10 protein-coding genes are annotated in these 11710 nt (G+C 62.7%); 4 read left to right on the top strand and 6 right to left on the bottom strand.

Going from position 1 to position 11710, the window contains the following annotated elements; translation table 11 throughout:
• Positions 1-14: 14 nt before the first annotated feature.
• Genes DBR44_RS15250 through DBR44_RS15260 form a run of 3 tightly spaced genes read right to left on the bottom strand, consistent with a single transcriptional unit; the run spans position 15 to position 2038 of the window.
• A complete protein-coding gene (locus DBR44_RS15250; RefSeq protein WP_124644873.1) occupies positions 15-509 on the bottom strand; it encodes a 3-hydroxyacyl-ACP dehydratase FabZ family protein in 495 nt (164 codons plus the stop codon).
• Positions 506-1759, bottom strand: a complete 1254-nt coding sequence (locus DBR44_RS15255; protein ID WP_124644874.1) for a beta-ketoacyl synthase — start codon at positions 1757-1759, stop codon at positions 506-508. The genes DBR44_RS15250 and DBR44_RS15255 overlap by 4 nt, the downstream gene beginning before the upstream one ends.
• Positions 1760-2038: an acyl carrier protein gene (locus DBR44_RS15260; protein ID WP_124644875.1), complete on the bottom strand. Its 279-nt coding sequence runs from the start codon at positions 2036-2038 to the stop codon at positions 1760-1762.
• 456 nt (positions 2039-2494) lie between these two features.
• Here DBR44_RS15260 and DBR44_RS15265 point away from each other — a divergent pair, with 456 nt between their 5' ends.
• The 3 genes from DBR44_RS15265 to DBR44_RS15275 all read left to right on the top strand — a co-directional run bounded on the left by DBR44_RS15265 (position 2495) and on the right by DBR44_RS15275 (position 4957).
• The gene (locus tag DBR44_RS15265) at positions 2495-3040 is read left to right on the top strand and encodes a lysophospholipid acyltransferase family protein (RefSeq protein WP_233578600.1); all 546 of its coding nucleotides are present in this window, start codon (positions 2495-2497) and stop codon (positions 3038-3040) included.
• Positions 3041-3146: 106 nt separating this feature from the next.
• Positions 3147-3911, top strand: coding sequence for a glycosyltransferase family 2 protein (locus DBR44_RS15270; RefSeq protein ID WP_124644877.1), 765 nt, complete (start codon positions 3147-3149; stop codon positions 3909-3911).
• A gap of 119 nt (positions 3912-4030) precedes the next feature.
• The gene (locus tag DBR44_RS15275) at positions 4031-4957 is read left to right on the top strand and encodes a class I SAM-dependent methyltransferase (protein ID WP_124644878.1); all 927 of its coding nucleotides are present in this window, start codon (positions 4031-4033) and stop codon (positions 4955-4957) included.
• Here the strand turns inward: DBR44_RS15275 and nfsB are convergent.
• Both nfsB and DBR44_RS15285 read right to left on the bottom strand, forming a co-directional pair.
• Entirely contained in the window at positions 4919-5572 is a 654-nt protein-coding gene (gene nfsB, locus DBR44_RS15280; protein WP_124644941.1) for an oxygen-insensitive NAD(P)H nitroreductase, read from the bottom strand. The two genes, DBR44_RS15275 and nfsB, sit on opposite strands and share 39 nt — an antisense overlap.
• Positions 5573-5888: 316 nt before the next feature.
• The gene (locus DBR44_RS15285; RefSeq protein ID WP_124644879.1) at positions 5889-9230 is read right to left on the bottom strand and encodes an EAL domain-containing protein; all 3342 of its coding nucleotides are present in this window, start codon (positions 9228-9230) and stop codon (positions 5889-5891) included.
• Positions 9231-9487: 257 nt separating this feature from the next.
• Between DBR44_RS15285 and DBR44_RS15290 the strand changes: the two genes are divergently transcribed.
• Entirely contained in the window at positions 9488-10516 is a 1029-nt protein-coding gene (locus DBR44_RS15290) for an adenosine deaminase (RefSeq protein WP_124644880.1), read from the top strand.
• Here the strand turns inward: DBR44_RS15290 and DBR44_RS15295 are convergent.
• A complete protein-coding gene (locus DBR44_RS15295; protein ID WP_124644881.1) occupies positions 10513-11553 on the bottom strand; it encodes a nitronate monooxygenase family protein in 1041 nt (346 codons plus the stop codon). The two genes, DBR44_RS15290 and DBR44_RS15295, sit on opposite strands and share 4 nt — an antisense overlap.
• Positions 11554-11710: the final 157 nt, after the last annotated feature.

Here is an 11710-nt window from a genome sequence, read left to right on the forward strand (position 1 = left end):
AAGCGCACTGCGCCCTATGGCTGGCCGTTGAGTTGCAATTGCGTGCGCGGCGTATAAGCCAGCGCGATCTCCAGCTTGGCTACTTCGCTATCCGCCACCTTGACCTGGGCATTCACCTGCACCAGCAAGGGGGCCACCTGGCGGCACTGGATGAAAAACTCCACTGCGCAATCCGGCAGCACTGCTTGCTTGAACCAGCAATTGCGCACGGCAGCCAGTACGCCGATTGAATCCTGCGGCAGCGTCTTGACGTATGGGTCGCCGGCCAGCAGGCCGGCTCCGGCAAATTGCGCCATCGACTCGATCAGCATCACACCCGGCACGATGGGCAGGCCGGGGAAATGTCCCTGGATCACTGCATTGTCGCGTGGCCAGCAGGCCGTGCCATGAAACTGGTGCGGCCCTTCGATGCACAGCTGCTCACACACGAAAATGGCCCCGCGATGCGGCAATATCTGCTGGATATCGTCGCGTTGCAGCAACATCGGGTAGTGGTAATCCTGCGTCATGCCGGGAGACGTCGTGCCACCAGCGAGGCATTGCTGCCGCCGAAGGCAAAGGAATTGGACATGATGGCCTCCACCTGGCAGCCATGCCGTGCGGTCAGCGGGATGAAGTCAAGGTCGCAGCGTGGATCAGGCGTTTCCAGCGTGGCGGTGGGCGGCAGCGAACCGCTGTTCATCGCCATCACCGCCAGGGCGAATTCCAGAATGCCGCTGGCACCGATCAGGTGACCATGCATGGACTTGGTCGAGCTGATGGCCAGCTGCTGCAGCGCATCACCAAACACGCTGCGGATGGATTCTGTTTCCACCACATCACCAGCCTCGGTGGCGGTGCCGTGGGCATTCAGGTACTGGATGTGCTGTGGTTGCAAGCCCGCATCTGCCAGCGCCTGTTGCATGGCAAAGACCTGTTCCGCACTGGAGGGGGCAGTCAGGTGGGCGGCGTCACTGCTGCGGCCATAACCGCACAACTCGGCCAGCGCCGGCTGTTGCCGGGCTTGGGCGCGTTCGGCACTTTCCAGCACGATGGCCGCGCCACCTTCGCCCAGCACGAAACCACTGCGGTCCTGTGAGAAGGGGCGGCAGCTACGCGCCGGGTTGGTCGCATGCGGCTTGGCCATCACGCGCAAGGCATTCCAGGCCAGCAGTGAGCCAGGCGTCAGCATGGCTTCGCATCCCACCACGATGGCGGCATCCAGATAGCCATCCCGGATGGCGTGGAAAGCCTCGCCAATGGCGATGGCGGAGGACGCACAGGCAACGGAATAGGTATTGCTGGGGCCGTTCAGGCCGTAAGTCATCGAAATGGCGGCGGCGGCGGCATTGGCCATCATGCGTGGCACCGACAGCGGATGGACCACGGTCGGATTGCGCTTGCCCTCGCTCTGGACTGCCGACTGAAAGCGCTCGTACAGGCCATCTACCGTATGGGCTCCACCAAAGCCGATGCCGACAAACACGCCGAAGCGGCGCGCATCGCTCGGCCGTGGCGTGATGCCTGCTGTGTTCATCGCCTCGCCCGCTGCCACCAGGGCAAACTGGCTGGCCCGGTCCAGCGCGGCATGTTTGGCCTCCAGCAAGGTGTGCGGCTCGGCGGCGGCGCGGGCCAGCAGCACGTTGGGCAGCCACTTGGCGATGTCGGCCGACGCCGGGCCGATGGCGCAATCGCCAGCCAGCGCACGGGCAAAGCTGCCGGGCAGGTCGGCACCCAGTGGGCTGATGGCACCCATGCCGGTAATCAGGACCTTGCTCAATTACTTGCCCGCCTCAAGACTGAACTCAGGCAGTTCGCCATTATTGTGCTCGCGAATGGCTTTTTCGATATCGTCCAGCATTTCGCGGAAAGCCATTTTCGGATAACGGCTGGGGTCGGGCAGCTGGAAACCGCAGCGATCTTCGATTTCGAACAACATCTCCACCATGTCCAGCGAATCCAGCCCCAGTGCAGATACTTGCAAGGCGGGGTCACTGAACAAAGCCGGATCCTTGGCCTTGGTATTGATCAGATAGTTCTTGATGATTTCTTCTAGCATAAGCATCCAGTCCAGAGCGTTGCGTGCACCAAAGGGGGCTGATTATATAGTAAAATCATGGCATCCGGGTCGGCTGATCCGGCGGTTTTACTGCGCTCTTATTCGCGGTCAATCCCTGCTGTATGGCGGCTGTGGCGATGTTAATACCATCGCCTTTATTATCCTGGCAAGAGTATGAATCCGTATTATCACCATGACCAATCCGGGCGGTGTGTTACTGCAAATTGAAAGTAAAGTTTAATCATGTCGTCCCGCTGTTTACGCCTGGGTCAGGTAATACTTTTTTATCTCATGTTGTCGTGGTTGGGCTCCATGCTGCTATTGGGTAATATCGCTGCCCTGCCATTGTTGCTGTTACCCGGGCGCTGGCGCCAGCCGCTGGTGCAATGGGTCATCAGCCGCATTTGCCGCTGCTTTCTGGCTGGTGCGCAGGCCTGTCGCCTGATGCAGCTGGATTTGCACGCGCTGGACCAGCTTAATCACCGCGGGCGCATGCTGCTGGTGCCCAATCATCCGAGCATGATCGATGCCTTTCTGGTGCTGTCGCGCGTGCCGCATGCGGTTTGCCTGATGAAAGCCAGTATCAGTTCCAATCTGTTTCTGGGGTGTGGGGCTTATCTGGCCGGATATGTTTCGAATCGTTATCCAGAACAGATGTTTCGCCAGGCAATTCAAACCATTCAGCAAGGCGGTGTGTTGATGATTTTCCCGGAAGGAACACGCACCACACGCCAGCCCGTTAATGATATTGGCGGTGCCGTTGCCCTGATTGCCAAAAAAGCGGCCGCCCCTTTGCAGACCATCCTGCTTACTACCAATTCAGCCTATTTGAGCAAGGGCTGGAAAATATGGAAGCCGCCCGCTTTTCCACTGATTTACCGCGCTGTGCCCGGCCAGCAATTCGAGGCATATGGCCGCCGTGATGAAACGGCGCGGCGGCTGCAGCAGTATTTCGAATCCTGTTTGCAAAATGGCTCCATTGATGCCTCGCTGCGTTTGTAGCACCCTCCGCGCATTCTTGACCTGGCCGGTGGCAATCGGCTATGGTCCTGCCCAATTCAAACATCATCGCTGTTATCCGGGCGATGAGCAGCCCGAATAGCCCGCCATGCCCATACCTTCGACCACCCATGTGGTGCTGATCCCCAGTTATAACCCCGGCCCCAAGGTGTTCGACACCGTGCGCGCTGCGCGCCGGCAATGGTCGCCGGTGTGGGTGATCGTCGATGGCAGTGATGATGGCTCGGAGCAGGGGCTGCGGGCGATGGCCGCGCAGGATGACGGCTTGCGGGTCTTTGTCCTGCCGCAGAACAGCGGCAAGGGGGCTGCGGTGCTGCACGGCCTGGAAGAGGCCAGTCGGCTGGGTTTTAGCCATGTGCTGTGCATGGACTCGGATGGCCAGCACCCGGTGGAGCAGATTCCCGCCTTCATGGCAGCGTCGCAGCAGCAGCCCGGGGCCATGGTGCTGGGCGTGCCGGTATTCGACGCCAGCGCACCCAGCTTGCGGGTAAAGGGGCGCAAGATATCCAACTGGTGGGCCAATCTGGAAACACTGTGGATGGGGATTGGCGACTCGCTGTTTGGCTTCCGGGTCTATCCGGTGGCTCCCTTGCGCCGCATCATGCAGCGCCAGCACTGGATGCGGCGTTTTGATTTCGATCCCGAAGCCGTGGTGCGGCTGTGCTGGGCTGGCGTCGCGCCGGTGAATCTGCCGGCGCCGGTGAAATATTTCCAGGCAGGGGAGGGCGGCGTGTCGCATTTCAATTACTGGCGTGACAACCGCTTGCTGACCTGGATGCATATCCGGCTGATGTTCGGTTTTGCCCTGCGCTTGCCGGTGTTGCTGTTACAACGCCTGCGTCGGCCATCTTGATGCTGCGCGGCTGTCCTTCGGCCGGCAGGGCTGCGGCCATTGGCCCGGCTGTCGTGCATGGCTTCGTCTTGCCAGGCAAGCGGCGGCTGGGTTTCCCGACAGATCAATCATCCTGAGCCATGTCCCTTCCCTTGATGCTTACCCATCTGCTGCTGGAGCGCTTCACGCCCGCAGTGCTGCCGCGCCAGCCGGAACCGCAGGCGCTGATGGTGGAATCCGGCCAGGTGGCTTCCTTCATGAACAGCGGCCGGGCCGACGGCATGCTGAACTATCTTTATCTGTTTCATGCGGTGATGGCGCTGCCGCTGATCCGGCCGGGTGATGTGGTGTTTGATCTGGCCTGCGGACCGGCCAATCAGTTGCTGAAAATGGCGGCGCTGCATCCCGACGCCAGCTTTGTCGGCATCGATGCCTCGCTACCGATGCTGCAGCAGGCCGCGGCGAATATCGCGGCGGCCGGCATGCACAATATCCGCTTGCAACAAGCGGACATCAGCCAGCTGGATGGTGTTGACAGTGCAGCAGCGGATTGCGTGCTGTGCACCATGTCGCTGCACCATCTGGCGGATACCGGACAATTGGCACAGACCATGCAGCAGCTGCGGCGCATCCTGCGCCCGGATGGCGGGGTTTACCTGGCCGATTTTGGCCGTCTCAAGCGCGCGGCTACCCAGCGTTTCTTTGCTTACGACCGGGCAGCACAGCAGTCGGCGCAGTTCACTGCAGATTTTCTCAATTCCATGCGCGCAGCCTTCAGCCTGGACGAGTTACGCCAGGGCGCTACCCTGCTAGGCGAGGCGCTGGACTGCCATCAGACCGCCGTCGCGCCGTTCCTGGTGCTGTTGCGCTCGCACCCCCGTCGCAGTGTTGATGCCGCGCTGGCTCAGCGGGCGGCGGCCGCCTATCGCGACCTGAGCCCGCTGGAACAGCGCGACTTCAATAATCTGGCCCGCTGGTTCCGGCTGGGTGGCTTGTCCCTGCCGTGTGCGCTGCCAGCGGGTGGCTGCTCAGATGCGGCTGATCACGCGGTCGGCCGGCAGGCGTGACTTCGGCAGCTGCGCATTGAAGTCGCTGCCGCTGCGATAGCCCAGGGCCACGATGACGGCGCTGGTATAGCCCATGGCACGCAGGCCCAGTTCTTCATCCAGCACTTTCTGGTCGAAGCCTTCGATCGGGCAGGCGTCGATTTGCAGGGCGGCTGCGCCCAGCAGCAGGGTGCCTGCCGCTAGATAAACCTGTTTTTCCATCCAGTGGTGGGCATCGCGCAATTCGAAGCGGTGCATGTTGACGAAGTGCGAACGGCCACGATGCTGGCCGGCGCGGGCTTCGGCATTGGCAAAACGGCCGTCGGCTTCTTCCTGCTGCAGCAGGGTTTCCAGATAGGCATCATCGATGCTGGCGCGGCTGCACAGTACCACCACGTGCGAGGCGTTTAGTACCTTGGCTTCATTGAAGGCGTAGGCGCCGCTGGTAGCCTTGGCCACGCGGGCTTTGCCTTCCGGGCTGCCGGCAATGAAAAAGTGCCACGGTTGCGAGTTGGTGGACGAGGGGCTGAAGCGCAGCAGGGTTTCGATCTGTTCGACCTGTTGTGCGCTCAGCTGGCGGCTGGGGTCGAAGGCCTTGGTGGTGTAGCGGGTCTGGGCCAGGTCGGCAATATTCATCATGACTCCTTGCTTGGCAGGTGAGGGTGTGTGTTGATGTTCGCCATTATCAAGCAAGCGCCCGCCGCGAATAAGCAGCAGGCGTGGCAAGCAGTTTCATTTTATTTTTGAAAATACAGGGTTTTCAATTGCGATTGTCATGATGAGTGTGCAAATGACCGGGTCAGTATCGTCGCTCTGGTGAGAGCGACGACATGATTTTTAGAGCCACTGACAACACCGCGCCGAGGACCCGTCCCAAGGTTTGCCGACGCTGGCAGTGCAAGGAGTACGGCAAGGAGCCGCAAGGCCGGAGCGGGGTTTTGGTTAGCGGGTCTTAAGCAGCCGTCGGCAGTTGTTCGCGCTGCACTTGCTCGATCAACCACTGGCTGAGTTGCTGGCTGGCCTGCCCGGCATGGTGGGCATCATGACAGGCCTCATGACAGGCCGCATGCCATTGCCGCACCTGCTCGGGCACATCGCGCTGGCGCTGCAGGAAATGGTGTAGCGGACAGTCGGCCAGTGCTGGCCGGGCGGCGGCTTGCGAGGGCTGGGCATACAGCCAGTGCTGGGCCAGTGCGCCCAGATAGCTGCTGATATGGCCGGCTACGGTGGGTAGCTGGAACTGCGCTTGCCAGTGGATGAAGCTGGCTTGCGCCATCGGCCGGGCCAGGCAGTAGCCCTGTCCCAGCGTGGCCCCCAGGATGCAGGCTGCTTCCAGCATGCCGATGTCCTCCAGTCCTTCCACCACCACCTGCCGTTCCAGGTCTTGCCCCAGTTGCAGGATGGCGCGTATCAGCGCCAGGCTGGTCAGCGGGGTCTTGCGCAGGTTCAGCGTCAGGCTCTGGTCGATCTTGACCGTGTCAAAGGGCAGGGCGCTCAGCCTTTGCAGACTGCTATAGCCGGAACCCAGATCATCCATCACCAGCTTGACGCCAGTCTGGCGCAGCCGCTCGATGGCACGGTCCTGCTCGTGCGGGGCGATGTCGGCGGTTTCCAGCAATTCCAGGCTCAGCCGCTCGGCGGCCACGCCATGGCGGGCCAGGGCCTCGGCCACCCAGCGCGGGCAGTCCTCATCCTGCAGGGTGCAGGGGGCGATGTTCAGCGAGATGTCGATGTCCAGGCCGTGGCCATCCAGTTCGGCCAGCTGGGTCAGCGCCTTGTCCAGCCCCAGGCGGAACAGATGGTCGAGGTCGGCATCGCCCAGCAGGGGCAGGAAGACGCCGGGGCTGACAATCTGCCCGTCTTCCCTGATCAGCCTGGCCAGCGCTTCCACTTTCACGACCTTGCCCAGCTTGAGGTCGACCAGCGGCTGCAGATACAGGGTGAGGCCGCCGGCAAACAGCCGTTCGCGCAGGGCGATGGCCAGGTTTTGCTGGATGGCGGCCGCCGGTTTGGTGCAGGCGGCCAGGATCAGCTCCCAGCGGTGTTGCAGGCCCAGGGCAAACTGCTGCATGGTGGCTGATTCAAACTGGTTGGGGTAGGCACCGAACAGGCTGATGACGGCCACGGTCAGCCCGTCCTGGTTGCGCACCGGAATGCTCATGCTGGAGCGTATCTGTACCGCGCCGGCCTGCTGGTGCCAGCTGGCGTAGCGCGGGTCATTGCCATAGGAGGCCGAGCTACAGATGCGGCCGCTGCGCCAGGCGACCGCGCTCAGTCCCTGGCCGCGTGGCGAATTGGGGTCGACCACGGCTTCCGAACCCGGCCGCTGCAACAGATCGGCCACGAACTGGCCTAGCGGGCCACGGCTGTTTTCCGGCACGAAAACGCCATCGGACATCAGGCGCATCAGCAATACCGCCTGCACGCCGGGCAGTTTGCCCAGTTGCTCCAGCTCGCTGCCGACGGCATCGGTCCACAGCGTGCCCTGGTGCGGCATGGGCAGCGACAGGCTTTCCAGATACGCGCTTTGTACCTGTGCGGCGGCTTCCAGCTGGGCGTGCAGTTGTTCCTGCAGCCGGCTGTCGATGATTTCCAGCAGCCGGTAGCGCTGGCGTATCGGCAGCAGGGTGATGTTCAGCTGCTCGCTGAAATGGCTGCGGAACAGCTCCACGCTTTGTACCAGCAAGGCCGGGGTGACGCCGACCAGGCTGTGGATGCGGCCCAGTTGCCGGCTGTCGTGACGGATCTGTGCCGCTTGGCGCTCCGGTGACAGCACCTGTAGCAGAAAGTCGCGATGGGCACGCTGCAGCTGTTCCAGCTCCGCCGCCTGCAGGCTGGCGAGGATGGCCAGTGCTTCGTGGGCCGGCCGGTTCTGCTGGTAAAAGCGGCTGATGTACAGCTCGGTGGCGCGGCTGATCAGGCCGGCGGACTTGTGCAGCAGCTGGCTGGCCTCTGCGCCATAGAGTTCGAAATGGCTGCTCTCCTCGGCGTGATAGCCGGCCTCGTCCGCCACCATGCGCCACCAGCGCTGGCGGGTGGGTTTGTGCTGCTTGGCCTGATACATGGCGGCATCGGCCTGGCGCATCAGGGCATCCGGTTCGATGCCGTCGTGCGGATAGAGCGCGATGCCCACCGTCATGCCGACTTCCGCCTCGATGCCGGCATCCAGCACAAATGGCGCTTCCACTGCCTGGTGCAGCCGCTGCAAGGCGGTTTCCAGTTGTTGCAGGGCGGCTTCTTCCTGCAGGTCTTCCATGATGACCACGAACTCATCGCCGCCCAGGCGGGCGACAAAGTCGGTTTTGCGCAGCAGGGCCTGCAGGCGATGCGCCAGTTCCTTGAGCAAAAGGTCGCCCGCCTCATGCCCCCAGGTATCGTTGACCGGTTTGAAGTCATCCAGATCGATCATGCACACCGCCACCAGCTTCTCGCTGCGCTGGGCGCGCGCCAGCGCGGCGGCCAGGTGGCGGGTGAGGGCAAAGCGGTTGGGCAATGCAGTCAGCCAGTCGTGATGGGCGGCATTGATGATCAGCTCTTCATTGTGCTTGCGCTCGGTAATGTCCTGATTGGTGCCGATGGCGCGCAGGGCCTGGCCCTCTGCGTTGCGCGCCACCACCTTGCCGGTACAGCGGATCCAGGTCCAGCCGCCACTGGCGTTGCGATAGCGGAATTCCTGCTGGAAGCGCGCCTCGCTGCCACGCAACACGGCCGTGCAGGACTGGTAAACCTTTGGCAAATCGTCCGGATGCACGTTGGCGAACATGGTGGTGGCCCTGCGCTGTAGCGCCTGTTCGGGATAGCCCAGCATGCGTGCCCAGCGGGCATCGATACTGACCTGATCCTGCAGGATGTCCATGTCCCACAGCGATAGCCGCGAGGCGTCCAGCGCCAGCGACAGCTGTTCGTTGGCCTGCTGCAAAGCCAGTTCCATGGCCTTGCGATCGGCAATATCGGTGTAGGACACCACAAAGCCCTGCACGGCACCGGCCGAGTCGTACAGCGCATTGCAGTGCAGCATGGCGATGACGCTGCGGCCATCGCTGGCGATGCGCCGCACCTCGCCCTGAAACGGCAGCGCGACATTCGGTCCACAGCCAAAGCCGCCATCGTGCAGCCCGTCCGGTGCATCTGCAGGAATGATGATATTGATGGATTGCCCGTTGAGGGCGGCACTGTCATGACCGAACAGCCGGCAAAACGCCGGATTGGCATAATCAATGTGGCCCTGGGGGTCGAGGATGGCAAAGGCTTGCGAGCTTTGTTGCAAGGCTTGCTGGAAATTGGGCGCGGTCATGGTGTGGTCCTGCAGCCGGTGTCATGGCCACCCGGCTGACAGCAAATAACTTGTCGTGTGCCGGCTTGCTGCGCGGCACTGTGGCTGATTTTACCCCAAACCATTGGCATTGCCGCCGGCCATGCCAGGGCAAATGGTGGCAAAGACGCAAAAAGCGGGCTTCTGTGTCGGCACGGCAATCGCTATCATGCTGCTTTTGCTCGACCTGAAACGACCGGCCCACCTGGTCGCGCTGCGAGCCACTGCCAGGACACCCCATGAGTACTGCACACCAAGCACTGATCCACGCCCTGCCCAAGGCCGAACTGCACCTGCATATCGAGGGCAGCCTGGAACCGGAACTGATGTTCCGCCTGGCCGCGCGCAACGGCATACAGCTGCCCTATCCCACGGTAGAGGCGCTGCGGGCGGCCTATGATTTTGACAATCTGCAATCCTTTCTCGACCTCTACTACGCCGGTGCCGGGGTATTGCAGACCGAGCAGGATTTCTACGAGCTGACCTGGGCCTATCTCTTGCGCTGCCGTGACGACCATGTCGTTCACACCGAAATTTTCTTCGATCCGCAAACCCATACCGCGCGCGGCATTGCCTTTGCCACGGCTTATCAGGGTATACGGCGTGCGCTGGACGATGCCCGGACGCAGTTGGGCATCAGTTCGCGGCTGATCATGTCGTTTTTGCGCCATCTGAGCGAAGAAGACGGTTTTGCCGTGCTGGAGGACGCGCGGCCCTTCCTCGCCGGAATTGACGGTTTTGGCCTGGACTCCAGTGAAGTGGGCCACCCGCCGTCCAAGTTTGCCCGGCTGTTTGCTGCCTGCCATGCGCTGGGCCTGCCTTGCGTGGCGCATGCCGGCGAAGAAGGCCCGCCGTCTTATGTGTGGGAGGCGCTGGACCTGCTCAAGGTCTGCCGCATCGACCACGGTGTGCGGGCGCTGGAAGACGCGGCACTGGTGGCACGGCTGGTGGCCGAGCGCATGCCGCTGACGGTGTGTCCGTATTCCAATATCAAGCTGCGGGTGTTCGATCAGCTCAAGGACCACAATCTGCGCCAGTTGCTGCAGGCCGGGCTGTGCGCCACGGTGAATTCGGACGATCCGGCCTATTTTGGCGGCTATGTGCAGGAAAACTATCTGGGCTGCGCACGCGAACTGGGCCTGAGCAAGGCTGAAATTGTTCAGCTATGCCAGAACGGTTTCGAGGCCAGCTGGCTGTCGCCAGCGGACAAGGCGCACTGGCTGGCGGAGTGCGCGCGCATTGCCGCCGGCTTTGCCGACGCGGTTTAGCAAACCAGACCGGCAGCCAGCTGGCGGGTCAGTTCACCCGCCGCAATCGCCTGGCAGCCGCTTGCATTCTGGCCGCACCACAAGGGGCTGAAGTCGTCGCGGCCCAGTGCTTCTGCTGCGGCGCGCAAGGGAGCCAGCGCGGCGGAGGCCAGCGGAAAGGCCGGTGCTGCCGGATGACGCGGGCCCAGTTCACGCATCAGGCGGTTGACGATGCCGCGTGCCGGCCGGCCGCTGTAGAGCGTGGTCAGGGCGGTGTGCGCCGCCGCCGGGCTGCGCAGTGCCGCACGGTGCAGGGCGCTGGTGTCGGCTTCCGGACACAGCAGATAGGCCGTGCCCACTTGCACGCCCGCCGCCCCCAGCCGCATGGCAGCCGCCACCCCGGTGGCATCGGCAATCCCGCCTGCGGCGATCACCGGAATGTTCACCGCCTGCACAATCTGCGGCAGCAGGGCAAAGCTGCCCAGCTGGTCGTCCAGATCCTCATGCAGAAACATGCCGCGATGGCCACCGGCTTCCAGACCCTGCGCAATCACGGCATCGGCACCATGGGCCTCCAGCCAGCGGGCTTCGGCCACCGTGGTGGCGCTGGACAATACTTTGGCACCAGTGGCCTTGACCTGTTGCAGCAAGGCCGGGGCCGGCAGGCCAAAGTGAAAACTCACCAGCGCAGGGCGGTAGTGGCTGACCATATCCGCCATTTCCTGATTGAAGGGCAAGCGCCCTGCGCCACCAGCCGCCGCCAGATGGATGCCCAGTTCCTGATAGAAGGGCGCCAGCAGCGCCTGCCAGCCGGCCAGGGCGGCCGGGTCGTCTGCCGGGGGCTGATGGCAGAAAAAGTTGAGGTTGTACGGCTGCGGGCCCAGTTGCTGCAGTGTTTCCAGTTCTTGCCGCAACTGGCTGCTGGAAAGCATGGCGGCCGGCAGCGAACCCACGCCACCGGCCTGGCTGACTGCCATGGCCAGCCGGCTACCCTGCACGCCAGCCATCGGGGCCTGGATGATGGAAAAAGGAATGTCCAGCCATTGCGCCAGCGTCATGTTCTGTCCTAGTCGGGGTGGGTAGAAACAGCAGCATAGGCCAGCCAGCCCGGCTTGAACATGCTGCTTGAGTGGCACGGCGAGTACGGCCGGGGCGTGTTCACGCTTGCGGCCTGCTGCTCAGCGAGCGCTAGCGTTGGCCAGTCCCGGGCTGTTT

Origin of the sequence: Aquitalea sp. FJL05 (assembly GCF_003852595.1) — a bacterium.
GTDB lineage: Bacteria > Pseudomonadota > Gammaproteobacteria > Burkholderiales > Chromobacteriaceae > Aquitalea > Aquitalea aquatilis.

What these genes read in the sequence shown, in the direction of transcription:
- DBR44_RS15260 (WP_124644875.1), bottom strand. Translation starts at nt 2,038, where the DNA reads ATGCTAGAAGAAATCATCAAGAACTATCTGATCAATACCAAGGCCAAG.
- DBR44_RS15285 (WP_124644879.1), bottom strand. Translation starts at nt 9,230, where the DNA reads ATGACCGCGCCCAATTTCCAGCAAGCCTTGCAACAAAGCTCGCAAGCC.
- DBR44_RS15295 (WP_124644881.1), bottom strand. Translation starts at nt 11,553, where the DNA reads ATGACGCTGGCGCAATGGCTGGACATTCCTTTTTCCATCATCCAGGCC.
- nfsB (WP_124644941.1), bottom strand. Translation starts at nt 5,572, where the DNA reads ATGAATATTGCCGACCTGGCCCAGACCCGCTACACCACCAAGGCCTTC.
- DBR44_RS15270 (WP_124644877.1), top strand. Translation starts at nt 3,147, where the DNA reads ATGCCCATACCTTCGACCACCCATGTGGTGCTGATCCCCAGTTATAAC.
- DBR44_RS15250 (WP_124644873.1), bottom strand. Translation starts at nt 509, where the DNA reads ATGACGCAGGATTACCACTACCCGATGTTGCTGCAACGCGACGATATC.
- DBR44_RS15275 (WP_124644878.1), top strand. Translation starts at nt 4,031, where the DNA reads ATGTCCCTTCCCTTGATGCTTACCCATCTGCTGCTGGAGCGCTTCACG.
- DBR44_RS15290 (WP_124644880.1), top strand. Translation starts at nt 9,488, where the DNA reads ATGAGTACTGCACACCAAGCACTGATCCACGCCCTGCCCAAGGCCGAA.